Origin of the sequence: Corynebacterium sp. HMSC074H12, assembly GCF_001813755.1 — a bacterium.
Taxonomy (GTDB): Bacteria; Actinomycetota; Actinomycetes; order Mycobacteriales; family Mycobacteriaceae; genus Corynebacterium; species Corynebacterium hiratae.
This window is the reverse complement of record NZ_KV813916.1, coordinates 18,333-33,864: the sequence shown is the minus strand read 5'-3', so window position 1 is coordinate 33,864 and position 15,532 is coordinate 18,333. Positions and strand designations below refer to the sequence as shown.

General features: G+C 64.0%; 14 protein-coding genes. 9 read left to right on the top strand and 5 right to left on the bottom strand.

The genetic code is table 11. The annotated features are described in order from the left end of the window. Window positions 1-364: chromate transporter (locus HMPREF2932_RS14020; protein ID WP_369799720.1), on the bottom strand; the 364-nt coding region annotated here is incomplete at its 3' end. Between the two features lie 144 nt (window positions 365-508). On the opposite strand from HMPREF2932_RS14020, the gene ald reads away from it, so the two are divergent. Next, the gene (gene ald / locus HMPREF2932_RS07700) at window positions 509-1,591 is read left to right on the top strand and encodes an alanine dehydrogenase (RefSeq protein WP_070517680.1); all 1,083 of its coding nucleotides are present in this window, start codon (window positions 509-511) and stop codon (window positions 1,589-1,591) included. Here ald and HMPREF2932_RS07695 read toward each other — a convergent pair. Together HMPREF2932_RS07695 and HMPREF2932_RS07690 are read right to left on the bottom strand one after the other, a co-directional pair. Further along, entirely contained in the window at window positions 1,588-1,977 is a 390-nt protein-coding gene (locus tag HMPREF2932_RS07695; protein WP_083306547.1) for a globin, read from the bottom strand. The two genes, ald and HMPREF2932_RS07695, sit on opposite strands and share 4 nt — an antisense overlap. Before the next feature lie 2 nt (window positions 1,978-1,979). Continuing rightward, window positions 1,980-2,981, bottom strand: a complete 1,002-nt coding sequence (locus HMPREF2932_RS07690; protein WP_049155834.1) for a mechanosensitive ion channel family protein — start codon at window positions 2,979-2,981, stop codon at window positions 1,980-1,982. 115 nt (window positions 2,982-3,096) lie between these two features. On the opposite strand from HMPREF2932_RS07690, the gene HMPREF2932_RS07685 reads away from it, so the two are divergent. Then, on the top strand, window positions 3,097-4,257 hold the full coding sequence (locus HMPREF2932_RS07685) for a cystathionine gamma-synthase (protein ID WP_070546588.1): 1,161 nt from the start codon (window positions 3,097-3,099) through the stop codon (window positions 4,255-4,257). Window positions 4,258-4,269: 12 nt separating this feature from the next. Here HMPREF2932_RS07685 and HMPREF2932_RS07680 read toward each other — a convergent pair whose 3' ends face one another. After that, window positions 4,270-6,159: an FAD/NAD(P)-binding protein gene (locus HMPREF2932_RS07680; RefSeq protein ID WP_070546585.1), complete on the bottom strand. Its 1,890-nt coding sequence runs from the start codon at window positions 6,157-6,159 to the stop codon at window positions 4,270-4,272. A 56-nt stretch (window positions 6,160-6,215) separates the two neighbouring features. Here HMPREF2932_RS07680 and HMPREF2932_RS07675 point away from each other — a divergent pair, with 56 nt between their 5' ends. The 7 genes from HMPREF2932_RS07675 to HMPREF2932_RS07645 are packed head-to-tail and all read left to right on the top strand — an operon-like array spanning window position 6,216 to window position 14,173. Beyond that, window positions 6,216-7,931: a TIGR04028 family ABC transporter substrate-binding protein gene (locus tag HMPREF2932_RS07675; RefSeq protein ID WP_118779531.1), complete on the top strand. Its 1,716-nt coding sequence runs from the start codon at window positions 6,216-6,218 to the stop codon at window positions 7,929-7,931. Then, on the top strand, window positions 7,932-8,912 hold the full coding sequence (locus HMPREF2932_RS07670) for an ABC transporter permease (RefSeq protein ID WP_071409942.1): 981 nt from the start codon (window positions 7,932-7,934) through the stop codon (window positions 8,910-8,912). Continuing rightward, window positions 8,909-9,763, top strand: a complete 855-nt coding sequence (locus HMPREF2932_RS07665) for an ABC transporter permease (protein WP_046647321.1) — start codon at window positions 8,909-8,911, stop codon at window positions 9,761-9,763. The genes HMPREF2932_RS07670 and HMPREF2932_RS07665 overlap by 4 nt, the downstream gene beginning before the upstream one ends. A gap of 1 nt (window position 9,764) precedes the next feature. Continuing rightward, window positions 9,765-11,462 (top strand): dipeptide ABC transporter ATP-binding protein, encoded by a 1,698-nt coding sequence (locus tag HMPREF2932_RS07660; RefSeq protein ID WP_070546580.1) that lies wholly within the window; start codon window positions 9,765-9,767, stop codon window positions 11,460-11,462. Between the two features lie 27 nt (window positions 11,463-11,489). Next, complete coding sequence (locus HMPREF2932_RS07655) at window positions 11,490-12,677, top strand: alkylhydroperoxidase domain protein (protein ID WP_070511980.1); 1,188 nt, start codon at window positions 11,490-11,492, stop codon at window positions 12,675-12,677. Window positions 12,678-12,695: 18 nt separating this feature from the next. Beyond that, window positions 12,696-13,370: an SDR family oxidoreductase gene (locus tag HMPREF2932_RS07650; protein WP_070511984.1), complete on the top strand. Its 675-nt coding sequence runs from the start codon at window positions 12,696-12,698 to the stop codon at window positions 13,368-13,370. A 56-nt stretch (window positions 13,371-13,426) separates the two neighbouring features. Beyond that, a complete protein-coding gene (locus HMPREF2932_RS07645) occupies window positions 13,427-14,173 on the top strand; it encodes a GntR family transcriptional regulator (RefSeq protein ID WP_070546577.1) in 747 nt (248 codons plus the stop codon). A gap of 264 nt (window positions 14,174-14,437) precedes the next feature. Here the strand turns inward: HMPREF2932_RS07645 and HMPREF2932_RS07640 are convergent. Further along, window positions 14,438-15,532 (bottom strand): HNH endonuclease signature motif containing protein (locus tag HMPREF2932_RS07640; RefSeq protein ID WP_071409941.1); only part of this gene is annotated, 1,095 nt, incomplete at its 5' end.

Here is a 15,532-nt window from a genome sequence, read left to right as displayed (position 1 = left end):
CACTACGTGTCCACGATTTGCGGGCAACCCCAGACCAGGGCGCCGGATTGGTAGAAGGCATTGGCGCGGGTGATGAGGTAGGCGTAGCTAAGCTGCGTCCTACCGCCAGCCCGCCCAACAGGAGGAAGAACGCTGCTACGCAGCCCCACGCCAGGCGGGCAGGCACGGCGCGCAGGCCACTACCAGCCGCGGCCTCCGAGCTAGCCGGGCCGGGAAGAAATTGGGACATGGCCACGAGATCGGCATAGGCGGAATCGCTGAGCCACTTCCGGCGGCTGACAAACTCAGCGCGGAAATAACCCAGGTGGGAAGCCGGCCCGCCAAAGGCGGTCCACCCCAGAGGGGAGGAAGGAGCGCCGCACATCGCTCAGTGTGCTCATGCTCCGCATACTAATTCCTCAAGGATCACCCCGCTCGGTGAACGAGAGTGACGCACGCAGGAGGTGATCTGCGTTACTCTGAAGGGGTCGAATTCAGTTTTCTTCAACAAAAGGAGATGGCTCTCACCATGCGTATTGCTGTACCCAAAGAAATCATGAACAACGAAAACCGCGTCGCCCTTACCCCCAGCGCCGTGGACATCCTGATCAAGGATGGTCACGAGGTCCTGGTGGAAACAGCGGCCGGGGAAGGTGCTTCTTTTCCGGACTCCGACTATGAAGCCGTCGGCGCGACCATTGTCCCTTCCGCTGCGGAAGCCTGGGCGGCGGACATGGTAGTCAAGGTCAAGGAGCCCCTCGAATCCGAGTACGGCTATCTGCGCGAAGACCTCCTGCTGTTTACCTACCTGCACCTGGCCGCAGACCGCCCGCTGACGGAAGCACTCATGAAGGCCGGCACCACCGCTGTGGCCTATGAGACCGTAACCGATTCCCACGGCACGCTGCCGCTGCTGACCCCGATGTCCCAGGTGGCTGGTCGCCTCGCGGTTACTGAGGGTACGCACCACCTGCTGTCTACTGAGGGCGGGCGCGGATTGTTGGTAGCCGGTGTACCGGGCACGCGGCCGGCCCGCGTTGTCGTCATCGGTGGCGGCCAGGTGGGAGCTTCTGCGGTGGCGATGGCGCACGGTCTGCGCGCGGAGGTAACCGTGCTGGACCTTGACCCGCACGTGTTGCAGCGCTTCGACGAGCAGTACCAGGGCAACGTGCGCACGATTGTCTCGGACCCCGCGGCGTTGGAGTCCGAGCTGCTGGAGGCAGATCTGGTCATTGGCGCAGTTCTGGTTCCGGGCGCGGCGGCCCCGAAGTTGGTGCGCGAGGATGTGGTCCAGCGGATGAAGAAGGGCGCTGTGCTTGTCGACGTCGCTATTGACCAGGGCGGTTGCTTCGAAAACTCCCGCAAGACGTCGCACGACGAGCCAACCTTCAAGGTGCACGACACCATCTTCTATTGCGTCGCGAACATGCCGGGCGCGGTGGCGAACACCTCCGCCCGCGCGCTGGGTTCTGCCACTCTGCCCTACATTCGCGCAGTGGCTGCCGACGGCTTCGATGGTGCGGTGGAGCGCTTCCCAGGCTTGGCCAACGGCCTCATGACTCGTGGGGGAGAGCTGCTGTCCCAGCCGGTGAAGGAGGCCTTCGGGCTTTAAGGGGCGCGGTTGATGAGCATCGCTGCGACCCGCTCCATGTGATCCCAGATCATGGCGCGATAGGCCGGCGGGATGGTCTCCTCGTCGATCTGTGCCAATGAGTTGCCCATGAGCTCGAGCCAGCGATCGTGAGCGGCCATGTCGATGGGGTAGGGCGCGTGGCGCATGCGCAGGCGAGGGTGGCCGCGCTGTTCGGAAAAGAGCTGTGGACCACCCCAGTACTGCACAAGGAACCACGTCAGGCGCTGCTGTGCGCCCTCCCAGTCATCATCCGGGTACATCGGGCCGATGAGATCATCGGTGCGTACCTGGGCGTAGAAGCCACTGACGAGTTTCTCAAAGGTCTCCATTCCACCTACGGCTTCGTACACGCTCGTTGGTTGCACGCCTAATCTTCCTTTCGCGTAAGGCCCGGTTCTTCCAGATCAAAGATAGCCATCCCGCGCGGGTAGGGGGTGGTGATCCCCTCTTCGTGCATGGCTGTGAGGATCTTCGCCTGCATCGCGCGCTGCACATCCCATTGCTTGCCTGGCAGCGTCTTGACCGACACACGGTAGGACATGTGGTCGACCTCAAGGCCGGACATGCCGTTGACCGTCGGCGTGGCCAGGATGTAGTCCTTGATTTCGGGATCGCGGGCGGCGTCCTCTGCTGCGGACGTGATGACGTCGACTGCTCGCGTGGGATCGTTGCTCAGCGCAATCGGGACCTGGACGCGGGCCACGGAGTAGCGGTCGGAATGGTTGGCCACCTGCAAGATTTCGCCGTTGCGGACGTACCATAGCGCGCCATCGATATCGCGGACCGTGGTAATACGTAGGGAAATGGACTCCACGTCGCCGAAGACCCCGTTTCCGAGGTCGATGGTGTCACCGATGCCGTACTGGTCCTCCATGAGCATGAAGATGCCGGAGAGGAAGTCCTTGACCAACGCCTGCGCGCCGAAACCAAGGGCGACACCAACCACACCGGCAGAGGCCACGAGCGGGGCGACGTTGACGCCGAGCTTGTCCAGGATGGCGAGCACGGCCCAGACCCAGACGAAGATGGAGACCGCGGAGCGGCCCACCCCGGCGAGCGTCTGGATGCGGGAGGTGCGCCGAGCCTCCTGTGTTTGCTCGAGGACCTTGTCGGTTGTTCTGTGCGCTTTGCGCGGGGAGAGCGGCGAGCTGAGCTTGCCCTTCTTGATGCTGTTATCAGCCAGCTTGGTGATGAGTCGGCGCAGCAGCCAGCTGCCGATGATGGCGACGATGAGGATGAGCGCGATGCCGATGGGTTTGTCGATGAGCCAGGACTGCATGTTTTCTGTTTGCCACCAGCGGGTGACCGCGTCGACAGCCCCGTCGGTTGGCTCGGAGGAAGCGCTGAGGTATGCGGTTGGTCTGGTCACGTGTGTCCTTTCTGCTATCGCTCACGACTGACGCTTACCGATGGTAGGGAAGAGAACTGAATATAAAAAGCTCGTCTTTCTCCCAACTGAACAGCTTGGTCTAGACTTGTGCCTCATGACTGACAACCGCACCCTTGGCTTTTCCTCCCGTTCCATCCATGCCGGTTACCAGCCGGATCCCTACATGGGATCCATCAACGTACCGATCTACGCTTCCACCACGTTCCAACAGGACGGCCTCGCGCAGCTGCGCGGCGGCTACGAGTATGGCCGCGTGGCCAACCCCACCGTTCACTCCCTCGAGAAGACCCTCGCGGCGCTAGAGAACGCTGAATACGCCCGCTGTTTCGCCACGGGCATGGCGGCAGTCGATACCCTCATCCGCATCCTCGTGCGCCCGGGGGACCACGTGATTCTGGGCAACGATGCCTACGGCGGCATGTACCGCTTGCTGCACCACGACTATGGCCAGTGGGGCATCGAGCTGTCCATCGTCAACACCGCCGATACCGCGGCGGTAGAGGCGGCGCTGCAGGAGAACACCAAGCTGATTTGGCTGGAGACCCCGACCAACCCGGCGACAACAATCACGGATATCGCTGCGGTCGCTAAGGCAGTCAAGGAGGCTGGCGACGCCCAGATCGTCGTCGACAACACCTTCGCCACGCCCTACTTGCAAAATCCTTTGGAGCTGGGCGCGGATCACGTGCTGCATTCCACTACGAAGTACCTGGGCGGCCACTCGGATGTGCTGGGCGGCGCGGTCGTGACCAACTCCGCGGAGATGGACGAGCGCCTGCTGTACTTCCAAGGCAATGTCGGTGCGGTGTCCTCGCCTTTCGACGCCTACCTCACCGCCCGCGGTATCAAGACCTTGGAAGTCCGCATGGATCGCCACTGTTCCAATGCGCAGGCCGTGGCTGAGTTCTTGGAATCCCGTCCGGAGGTCAAGCAGGTTCTCTACCCAGGCCTGCCCTCGCACCCGGGCCATGAGCTGGCTAAGAAGCAGATGCGTGGCTTCGGCGGCATGATGTCCGTGCGCTTCCACAGCGAGGAGCATGCCCGCCAGATTTGTCTCAACACTAAGCTCATCTCGCTGGCGGAGTCCCTCGGCGGCGTGGAGTCCCTCATCGAGCACCCACAGAACATGACGCATATCTCCGCGGAGGGCTCCGAGCTCGTCCCGCCGGCAGACCTCGTGCGCATCTCCATGGGCATCGAGTCCATCGATGACCTGCTCGCGGACTTGGAGCAGGCCCTCGACGCCCTGGATTAAACCGCCGCGTGATTAGAGGGAAGTGAGCAGCGAGCCGGCCGTGCGGTCGGTTTCCTGCAGCATGAGCGGATCCGTGCCGGGCATGGGGGAGATGGTGGTATCCGGCCACTGCGAATAGGTGGGGATGCCCACGATGTGCAGGCGCGGGTCCTCGGTGCCACCGGGGTTGACCGCGCGGCGGCTCCACGTCGTCTCCGGCGAGCCGGTGGCCTGGCCATGATCGACGAAGGCGCGCACGCGCCCATTGAGGGACACTGCGAGTGGATCGCCGGCGCGGCGGACATCGGGGGAGTGCATCCAGGCGTCGATAAGCCAGGTGGAGGAAGCCTCACCGTGCGCGGTGCGCAGCGTGAACTTCTCGCCGATCTCCAGCTGGGGGCGCTGGCCTAGGAAGGTGACGAGGCCGGCGTCGACAAGCGCGAGCAGCTGACGGGTGCGGAAGAGCGGCGGGCCGGAGCCCACCATCTGCCCGAAGGCCATGAACTCCTTGTAGGTGCTGGTGCGGGACTCCCACGTCATCCGGCCTTCCGAGCCGGCGATGGAGGAGGGCTTGCGCGCGGCCGAGATGGCCCACAGCGCGGACTTGAGCGGGGAGTCGGCGGCGGCGACGGCCTCCCGGATATCGCGGGCGAGGCCCTCGGCGATGTACTCGGTGAGCTCGGCGTTCTCAGTGCCATCGAAATCCGCCAGCGGGTGCGCCCAGTGCGCCAGGTCGAGCGGCTCAGTCGATGCGCCGTCGAGCGCGACGCGCAGCTGATCCGCCATGCCCCGAAGATCCGGGGCAGTGAGCTCCGTGGAATCGATCGTGGCGAGGATATCCTCGAGCGGGCGCTGCAGAGCATCCGGTGCCACCCGCGCCTGGTTTTCGTAGTACTCGGCGTAGGCATCGCGCAGGATGTGCGGCAGCAGCTGCGTGCCGAAGTCCAGCTCCACCTTCGGATCGAGCGCGGCGGCTGCGGCACGGAAGCGGGTCAGCTCAGCCTTCGGCGGCAGCGCGTGGTACTCCGACTTCGGGATATAAGGGTAGCCGCGGCCGGAGGAGACGATGAAGTGCGGCTCCTCGCCGTTCGGCTCGTAGCGCAGCCCGGAGCGGGTGGAGGGGTCCTCGACGAACTCGCCGCCGCGGTCGATGGTGAGCAGCGCCATGACGTCAAAGAAGCCCATGCCCAAACCGCGGACCAGGACCTTCTCGCCCGCAGGGACCTCAGACACCGGCTGCTCCACGGGGTTATCCGGGCGCACCCAGTGCAAGCCGGAATCTGCGGCCTCGGCCAGCGCGCGTTCGGATTCGCTCAGCGCGGGTACCTGCCAGCCGTAGGCCAGGACGGTGGCGTCGGCGGTGACGGTAGTGCCGTCGGAAAGCGCAATGACATCGTGGCCCTCGGCCGCGTCGATGGACAGCGCGCGGGCACGGTGCTGGACGACGTCCACGCTCTCCGGCAGCTGCGCCAGTGCCACCTCGAAAACCCACTCCAGGTAGGCGCCGTAAAGCGCGCGGGAAGGGTTGGACTCGGGGCGGGTCTGCGCGAGCTCTTCGGCAAAAGAGGAGGCGAGCCCCTCGCGCGGCGGGTGGGAATCATAAAGCTCCAGCTTGGCGGGGGAGATGGAGGGGCGCTCGCCGCGCAGAAGCTGAATCCACTCGTAGAGGATGGGGCCTTCAAGTACCGGCGCAGTGGTCGTGGAGCCGGGCTCGGTGAATAGCGTGACCGCGCCAGCCAATGTGTTCATGCACAGCGTGCGGGTCTGTTCGGTGTCCCAAATGCGACCAGCGCCCAGCGGGGCATCATCGATGATGTGGAGCCGCAGGGGTGACTGAAGGGGGGTCGCGCGCAGGTGGGCTGCAAGGCGCTCGACCAGCGAGATACCACGCGGGCCGGCCCCGACGATGGCGATGGCGGGCATATAAATCAACCTCAAACTTTTAGACTGTGCTGTCTAGTGGAATAATACCGCTCAGTATGCGTTGTGTTAAATCCAGAGACGCACTGCACACCGACTATCTACTTTCTGAAAGCATTACCGTGAAAACTCTACGCGCACTCGCCGCCACCTTGGCAGCAGCCCTTGCCCTAGCGGGCTGCTCTGCTGCGGACCGGCCGGAAGGGGAGGACAACGTCCTTACCTACCTCGAGCCGCAGTTCTTCCGCACGCTCTACCCGCCGGCCGCGGGCTTCTACCCCAACGGTGGCGTGGTCAACCAGCTGACCGACCGCCTCCTCTACCAAGACCCCGAGACCCTCGAGCTCTCGCCGTGGATCGCCACGGAGATGCCCAAGGTTAACGAGGATGCCACGGAGTACACGTTTACTATCCGCACCGACGTGACCTACTCCGATGGCTCTCCTTTGACTGCCGAGAACGTCGTGGCCAACTTCGATCTCTTCGGGCGCGGTGACAAATCCCGCACGCTGACCAGCTCCGAGCAGATCGCCAACTATGACCGCGGCGAAGTCGTGGACGAGGACACCGTGAAGTTCTACTTCACTCAGCCCTCCCCGGGTTTCCTCCAAGCCACCTCCGCCTATAACGCCGGCCTGCTCTCCGATTCCACGCTGGCCTTGGACAACGAAGGCTTTGGCCCTGGCAACGCGGTCAACGTCATCGGCTCCGGGCCCTTCGTAGTGGAGTCGGAAGAAATCGGCACCGACCTTAAGCTTAAGACCCGCGAGGACTATGACTGGGCCCCGCCGGCAGTCAAGCACCAAGGCCGTGCGGAGATCGACGGCGTCCACTACATCCTCGCTGCCGAGGAATCCGTGCGCACCGGAGCAATCCTTTCCGGCCAGGCCGATATCGCTCGCCAGATCTCCGCTCCGCAGGAGCCGCTGCTTGAGGAACAGGGCATCAACATCATTGCCCGCGGCACGAACTCCATGAACAACCAATTCGCCTTCCGCTTCGATCACCCGTTGCTGCACGATAAGCGCGTGCGCGAGGCCATCATCCACGGCGTGGACCGCGAGGAGATCCTCCGCGTGCTCTTCTCCGAGTCTTACCCGCTCGCCACCTCGACGGTGGCCGAGACTGGCCTGGCCTACAAGGACCAGTCCGCCGCCTATACCTTTGACCTGGAGGAATCCAAGCGGCTTCTCGACGAGGCCGGCTGGGAACCCGGGCCGGATGGCATCCGCGTCAAGGACGGCCAGCGCCTCGTCCTGCGCACTAACACCGCCTTGCCGCAGCCGCGTTCCAAGGAAGTCATGACCATGGTGCAGGACCAGCTGGGTGAGCTGGGCATCGGCATCCAGGTCAACGCCGGTGACCAGGCCACCCAGAACGCCGATGCCAAGGACATCAACAAGGTGCAGATTTACCACTCGATGGTCGGTCGCGCCGACTACGACGTCATCACCTCGCTCTATGGCATCAACAACCGCGATGCCTTCCTCAACCAGGACGCGGAGGGCAATCCCATCGACGAGCACCTGCAGGAGCTTCTCGACGCCGTCCTCGATACCCCCGATAAAGAAGGCCGCATCAATGCCACGGAAGAGGTGCAGGACTACCTCACGGAGCAGGCCTACGTGCTCCCGCTCTTCGAGGAACCCGTGGTTTATGCCGTGCGACCGGGCATTTCGGGCTTTAGCCCGGAATCGGTGGCGCGCCCGTGGTTCTACGAGGTCAGCATCGACGCCGCGCCGCAGCGCGCAGCATCGAATGAGGAGGAGAAATAAATGACAACCCGCCAGATTCTCAGCCGCATTGGGCAGGCCCTCCTCGTGCTGCTCATTACCTACACCGTGGCCTTCCTGCTTCTTTCGGCGCTGCCCTCGGATGCCGTGCAGTCGCGCTTCGGCGATCCCGCCTTGGGCCTATCCCAGGCGGAGATTGATGCCATTCGGGATGAGATGGGCGCGGACAAGCCGCTTGTGGTGCAGTACTTCACGTCCCTGGGTGGCTTCCTCACCGGGCACTTTGGCAACTCCACGCAGTCGGGCGCCCCGGTAGCCACGCTGCTTGCCGACGCCCTTCCCCACACCCTCATCCTGGCCATCAGCGCCATCGGCGTGGCACTCATCGTGGCCGTGCTCGTTGCCTTCCTCGCCACGCTGCCGGGGCTCGGTGCTATCGGTTCCTTCTTCCGGGGCCTGCCTTCCTTCATGGTCTCGCTGCCCGGCTTCTGGATTGCCATCCTGCTCATCCAGTTCTTCTCCTTCCAGCTGGGCTGGGTGCGTGTTATCGAACCCGGGTCCGTCGAAGGCCTCATCCTGCCGACCCTGACGCTGTCGGTACCCATGGCCGCGCCGTTGATTCAGGTGCTGATTCGCTCCATAGACGAGACACAATCGCGGCCCTTCGTCCAAGCGGTACGCGCACGCGGTGCTTCGGAGTCCTGGATCTTCTGGCGCACCGTCCTGCGCAATTCGCTGCTGCCCACATTGACGATGGCGGGCCTGCTCTTCGGTGAGCTCGTCGGCGGCGCCGTGGTGACCGAGACCGTCTTCGGCCGCACCGGCTTGGGATACATGGTGGCCCAAGCCGTGGCTAACCGCGATACCCCGGTTCTGCTGGCGGTGGTTCTCATCGCCGCAACTTCCTACATCATCATCAACCTCGTCGTGGATCTGCTCTACCCGGTACTGGATCCCCGCCTGCGCGCCGGTTCCCCGAAACGCCGCGCTGCCGCCACTGAAGAAAGGACGGTGCGCTCATGAGTGTGACGTTCACCAAACCCCTGCGAACCTCGCGCCGCGCTCCCGCGGGGCAGGCCAACCCATGGCTCGCGCCGGGTTCCGTCATCGCCATTATCGTCCTCGCGGTGGCGTTCTTGGCCGCCCTGTTCCCGAGCCTGTTTACCTCGGCTGACCCGTACGCGGGCACCGACGTAGCCCTGTTGGCGCCGGGGGAGTCCGGCCACCTCATGGGCACGGACGCGGTGGGCCGCGACCTGTATGCGCGCATCGTCTACGGTGCCCGCCAGTCGCTGCTTGGCGCGCTGATCGCCGTGGCTGTCGGCTTGGTCGTCGGTACGCTGATCGGTCTTCTCGCCGGCTCCCTGCGAGGAGCGGTGGATAGCGTGCTCATGCGCGTCGTCGACGTGCTGCTGTCCATCCCCGGCATCCTGTTGTCGCTTTCCATCATTATCGTGCTGGGTTTCGGCTCCGTGCAGGCGGCGGTGGCCGTCGGTGCGACCTCGGTGGCGACCTTCGCGCGCCTGGCCCGCTCCCAGGTGATCACCGTGGCCAGCTCGGACTACATCGAGGCCGCGTACGGCGCTGGCGCCACCCACGCCACGGTGCTCTTCCGCCACATCCTTCCCAATTCACTCACCCCTGTTATCGCCCTGGCCACCCTGCAATTCGGCACCGCGATCCTGCAGCTGTCCATCCTCGGCTTCCTGGGCTACGGCGCCCCGCCGCCGACCCCGGAATGGGGCCTCATTATCGCCGAGGGCCGCGACTTCATGGCCACCGCCTGGTGGCTCATCATCCTGCCTGGCATCGCGCTGGTCGCCGTGGTGATGTCCGCTAACCGTCTGTCCCAGAACTTCCCCGTGGAGGCCTAACATGACTGTTATAAAAGATGCAGCTCAGCCCCTGCTCAGCGTGCGGGATCTAAACGTGTCCTATTCCACTGCAGGTGGTGACGTTTCCGCCGTGCAAGGCGTCAACCTCGAGGTTCACCCGGGGCAGATGACCGCCATCGTGGGCGAGTCCGGCTCCGGCAAGACCACCTCCGCCATGGCAGCCATCGGCTTGCTGCCCTCGAATGCCACCATCGATGCCGGAACCATCACCTTCGATGGCCGCGATATCACTTCGCTGCGTCGCCGCGAGTGGCGTGAGCTGCGTGGGCGGCGCATCGGCCTCATCCCGCAGGACCCGAACAACTCCCTCAACCCGGTGCAGACCATCGGCGCCTCGGTGGAGGAGGGGCTGCGCATCCACAAGGTTGGTACTGCGGCCGAGCGCAAGGCTAAGGCGTTGGAGTTGCTGGAGCGCGTCGGCATCGATGACCCTGCGCGCCGCTATCACCAGTACCCGCACGAGCTGTCCGGCGGCATGAAGCAGCGCGTGCTCATCGCCGCCGCCGTGGCGCTGGAGCCCGACCTCATCATCGCCGATGAGCCCACCTCCGCGCTGGATGTCACCGTGCAGAAGATCATCCTCGACCTCCTCGACGACATGCGCGCAGAGCTCGGCATGGGCATCCTCTTCATTACCCACGACCTCGCCGTGGCCGGTGACCGCGCCGACCGCGTCGTGGTCATGGAGTCCGGCCAGCTGCGCGAGGAGGGCCTGGCCGCCACGGTGCTGACGAACCCGCGCCACGACTACACCAAACGCCTGCTTGCCGACGCCCCCTCCCTCACCGTCGCCGACGCCCGCACAGCAACCACCGGCGCTGTTGCGAAGGCTGGCGCAACCGCTGAACGCGCTTCTTCTGTTCCCCACGTCGCGGCGACTGCTCGGGATGCCGGCGAACCACTGGTGCGCGTGGAAGGCCTGACCCAGCGCTTCGGCGACTTCACCGCGGTCGATGACATCTCCTTCACCGTGGCCAAGGGATCCACCCACGCCATCGTGGGCGAGTCCGGCTCCGGCAAGACCACGACTGGGCGCAGCATCGCCATGTTCAACACCCCGACATCGGGCAGCATCACCGTGGGCGGGCGCGACATCGTGGGTCTGCGCGGTAAGGCCTTGCGCGAAGAGCGCAACAACATCCAGCTGGTCTACCAGAACCCCTATGGCTCCCTGGACCCCAAGCAGACGATTGGCCAGACGGTGGCGGAGCCGCTGCGGAATTTGAAGGGGGAGCGTGCAAGCGCGGCCAAGGAAAAGGCCAAGGAGTTCTTGGACCTGGTGGCGCTGAACCCGGACTACTACGACCGCCGTCCGCGCGAGCTCTCCGGCGGTCAGCGCCAGCGCGTGGCGATTGCCCGCGCCATGATTGTAGAGCCGGAGCTGGTCATCCTCGACGAGGCAGTCTCCGCCCTCGACGTCACCGTGCAGGCCCAGATTCTGCGGCTGCTGGCCCGGCTGCAGGAGGAGCTCGGTCTGACCTACATTTTCATCTCGCACGACCTCGCGGTGGTCAACCAAATCTCCGATACCGTATCGGTGCTCTCGAAGGGCCAGCAGGTGGAGTGCGGGCCTACGGCAGAGGTCTTCAGCAACCCGCAGTCACCGTTTACCCGGAAGCTCATCGAGGCCATCCCCGGCTCGCGCTACCGCGCCGGCGACCTCAACCTGGGCCTGTAGCCTGGGCGAAAACGAAAGGATTAATTCATGGCAGACATCATAAACCTGTTGGCGGGTGTTGAGGGAGACGTGGCTCAGCTGCGCGAGCGCCGGCCCGAAGCAAAGGAGAACGCACAAGCCTCCTTCGCCGCGCTCCTCGAGCCTTCAGCGCCCGGCACGTTTAGCTATGCGGAGCGCTACGCTATCGCGACGTTTGTTGCGGGCGTGTATCAGGCGGCTCCTGCCGTCGCCTTTTATTCTGACCTGCTGGCGGAGGAATCGGAGGAGCTCGCCGCCGAGATAGCCCGCGCTGTAGAGCGCGGCATCACCAGCGGCCCGTACATCGATGGCGGCTTCACGCTTTTCGAGGGCTCACCGCGCCTCGCCGCCGCCCTTGACTTCGCCCACCTTCTGGTCTTCCACCCCAAGGACGCCTCCCCGGCTGCGATTGGTCACCTGCAGGCGGCCGGGTGGTCCAACGATGACATCGTGACGCTGGCGCAGCTGGTCAGCTTCCTATCCTTCCAGCTGCGCGTGGTGTACGGCCTCTCCGTGCTTGCCGGTGCCGCGCAGCCCGCGCCCGTGACTGAGGCGCCGCGCCCCACCCAGACCCCGGAGTGGGTGCCGGGGGAGGGGACGTTGGTGCCGGACGTCGCCAAGCCGCAGGGCTTCGTGGCGCACTCGCTGGGCTGGAAGCCCTGGGTGCCGCCGCAGCCGAAGGAGGAGTTCACGGACGCGCAGCGTGATGCGCTGATTAAGCCCGAGCGCATCGACATGGAGTACTTCCGCCTGCTAGCCCGCGACCCAGCAGCGCTCAAGGCGCGCACGCTCACGGACCTGGACATCTTCTACAACACCGACGGCGGCCTCGGCCGCGCCGAGCGTGAGCTGGCCGCCACGGTAGTCTCGCGCCTCAACGGTTGCGAGTACTGCGCGTCGGTGCACCAGCAGCGCGCGAAGGAGGAGGGCGGTGACGCCGCGGCGATTGACCGCCTGCTCGAGGAAGGCGTAGATGCTGACCTGGGCTCGGCGCAGTGGTCTGCCATCCGCGATGCCGCTCTGGCCCTGACCGAGTCTCCCTTTGCGTTCGACGCCTCCCACGTTGAGCGCCTCGAGGCCGTGGGATTCGATACCCTAGCCATCATCGATGTCATCAACTCCACCGCGTTCTTCAACTGGGCCAACCGCCTGATGCTGACGCTGGGGGAGCCGGATGTACCGAAGCGTTTCCGCTAACGAGAAGGAGGAACAACCATGGTGAAAACTGCCGTTGTAACTGGTGCGACGGGTGGAATGGGCGCGGAGATCATCAAGGATCTTGCCCGGGACCACCGCGTGTATGCCCTGGGCCGGCGCGCCGGGGAGCTGCCGGAGGCGGAGAACATCGTGCCGGTGGAAATCGACTTGCTGTCGCTTCTCGACGGCGCAGCGCTCCCCACCGAACTGGCTTCGCTTGAACGCGTCGACGTGCTCGTGCATGCGGCGGCGCGGGCGGATAAGCGCTCTGTGGAAAGCGCTAGGCCAGAGGATTGGCGCGCGCAGATGGACCTCAACGTGCACGTGCCAGCCGAGCTGACCCGCCAGCTTCTGCCCGCGCTGCGTGCGGCGGAAGGGCTTGTGGTGTTCATTAACTCCGGTGCCGGCATTCACTCCTATGGTGACAACGTCATTTACGCCGCCACGAAGCATGCTTTGTACGCGCTTGCCGACGGCTTGCGCCTCGGCGAGCTCGGCATCCGCGTGTCCACCGTCGCGCCGGGCCCGACGGATACCCCGATGCTGCAGGGCCTGCAGGACTACAACCCGGAGCATGTCATCGCCCCAGTCGAGGTGGCGAAGGCTATCCGCGCCACCGTTGATGCCGGCCCTACCACGCAGCTCACTGAGATCCGCGTGCGCCCACGCATTGAGCTAAACCAGCGCAAGTAGGTGGCGCGTTTTCTCTCAAGATGCGAAAAACCCAGCACACGGTACAGTTATGAGGCGTGTCCACCTCTCAACGCCGCCGCCCCGCCTATTTGGTGATCGCGGATTCGCTGCGGAGCAAGATTGAATCCGGCGAACTGAAGCCGGGTGATCGCTTCCCCACGGAGCGGGAATTGGTTCAGGAATACAAGGTGGCGCGCATGACAGTGCGCCACGCCCTGGACATCGTCCAGATCGAGGGACTTATCGACCGCAAGCGTGGGCGCACCGGCGGCACCTTCGTGCGTGCCACCCCGCCGACGCTGAGCCTGACGAGCGGGCGCAGCGCCCTCGACCAGCTGCGTGAGCATGGCCTTGAGGTTGAGGTGCGGGTGCTGTCGTTGGCGTTGATTGAAACTCCGGGCCATCTTGCCTCCGCCTTCGGGATTGAGGAGGGTGATGCCGTGTGGGAGTGCCGTACGGTGCAGATGACTGAAGGATCGCCCATCATGGTCTCCACGCTTCTTATCCCGCAGGCCTTGGCACCGCACCTCACGGAAGAGGAAATGCAGAAGCCGCTGACTGAACTATTGACGGAGCTTGACCTGGCACCCGTATTTAAGCGGGATTCTCTCGTGGCCGCCACCGCGCGCACGGAGGAGCAGAAAGCCCTGGGCGTTGGACGCAACCAACCGGTCTTGCGCATTACGCGAACCGTCAAAGCAGAGGGCGGCCTCGTAGCCGCTCAGCTGGAGGAGACCCTGCGCCCTGATGCGGTCACGGTGGAAGTTGTCGTCGGCGAGGACCCCACGCCGACCCTCGACTAAACACTATGAGTCTGCGACCCTGCGGGGGCAGCCGTCATTAGGTGTGTCCCTTTGGGGAGGCGTTAAAGCACGCCAACTCGTCAGCCATCTTTCGGTTGGCGGGTTTCGTTCTTTAAGGGCTTAACCCTCAGCGGGAAGCGCGTGAATCGTGCTCAAGGATCGCCGATATGCCCGCGTGCCTTGATGTGGTCTGCGGGTGGCAGTGTTGTCGCTGGTGGTTAGCTGTTTCCTTTCTGCCGTTGCTGCGTGTGGTGGCTGTGGGTGTTAGCTGCTGTCGGGTGGTTCCTCTGGTGGTTGTCCTGCTTGTTCGGTGTTGAGTCTGGCGACTGCTTCCTGGTATTCGGGCATCGCGGTTATCGGTGTTCCCCAGGGTGGGATGAAACTAACCCCGGTATTCAGCCGGTACATGTAGCCGCGCCCGGTGGGTTTTAAAGGGTCATCATCGTTAATACCGTTGTGGTAGGCGCACAGGAAGGTCAGGTTCTTAATGTTGGTGTAGCCGCCTGCTTGCCAGGGGATGAGGTGATGGATTTGGCAGTAATCAGCTGGCTTATTACACCCAGGTCTTGAACAGGTGTGGAATTCGGCGTGCAGGGTAAGGCGTTGGTTGAAGTTTGCTCCGCGTTCTAGCCGCCAGGTGTTAATAGGCCCTTCGACAGGGTGGACGATGGTGGCGTAGCCGATTTCGGCAAACTTGTGGGTGAGAAACTCAGCGCCTGTCATGCGCCCACCGTTGGTGAGGTTGAGTTCGATCTCGTCCCCGTCACCGTTGATGATTTGATCCAACTCGTTCAGGGTGACGATGACTTGGGTGCGCACGGAAGGCTTAGTGCCGGCTGTTTCTTGGTTGAAGAAGACGTCGTTGGCGGCTTGAAGCAGGTCGGTGTTGGTGGATTCTAGGACTGCGCGCATGTTGGCAATCGTGGTGGCATCGTCAGTAATGGAAAGGGTGTTGGGGCCTTGTGCGCGGTAGGTGATGCGCACCCCTGGTTTGGCTATGCGTTTGGAACGCAGTTCTTTCAGGCGTGTGGCGGCGACGGTGGGGATGCGGTGTGCGGGTGTGGCGGTAAGTCTGACTCTCAGGTTCCAGGCGTCGAGGGTTTTCTTTACTTTTGAAACGTAGGTTTCAATGAGTGTGAGGGTGCCCAGGCTGTGGCGTTGGGTGAGTGCGGACGCACGGGCTTTGCGTTGTTTGCCGGTAAAGCGGGTGGGGCCGAAGTACACTTGGTGCAGGCCTGCGAGTTCGGTGGCGTCGGCTGGGTCAGCGCCGAGCGCGCGAAGCTCATCGGGTGTGCCAGGTATGTTTTCCACCAGCGCAATCCCCAAGTTGCGGAGGCGGAGGTAGGTTTCGATATCCCC

Coding starts and splice junctions, on each gene's coding strand:
- HMPREF2932_RS07670 (WP_071409942.1), top strand. CDS start 7,932: ATGACAACCCGCCAGATTCTCAGCCGCATTGGGCAGGCCCTCCTCGTG.
- HMPREF2932_RS07660 (WP_070546580.1), top strand. CDS start 9,765: ATGACTGTTATAAAAGATGCAGCTCAGCCCCTGCTCAGCGTGCGGGAT.
- HMPREF2932_RS07650 (WP_070511984.1), top strand. CDS start 12,696: ATGGTGAAAACTGCCGTTGTAACTGGTGCGACGGGTGGAATGGGCGCG.
- HMPREF2932_RS07675 (WP_118779531.1), top strand. CDS start 6,216: ATGCGTTGTGTTAAATCCAGAGACGCACTGCACACCGACTATCTACTT.
- HMPREF2932_RS07655 (WP_070511980.1), top strand. CDS start 11,490: ATGGCAGACATCATAAACCTGTTGGCGGGTGTTGAGGGAGACGTGGCT.
- ald (WP_070517680.1), top strand. CDS start 509: ATGCGTATTGCTGTACCCAAAGAAATCATGAACAACGAAAACCGCGTC.
- HMPREF2932_RS07680 (WP_070546585.1), bottom strand. CDS start 6,159: ATGCCCGCCATCGCCATCGTCGGGGCCGGCCCGCGTGGTATCTCGCTG.
- HMPREF2932_RS07685 (WP_070546588.1), top strand. CDS start 3,097: ATGACTGACAACCGCACCCTTGGCTTTTCCTCCCGTTCCATCCATGCC.
- HMPREF2932_RS07665 (WP_046647321.1), top strand. CDS start 8,909: ATGAGTGTGACGTTCACCAAACCCCTGCGAACCTCGCGCCGCGCTCCC.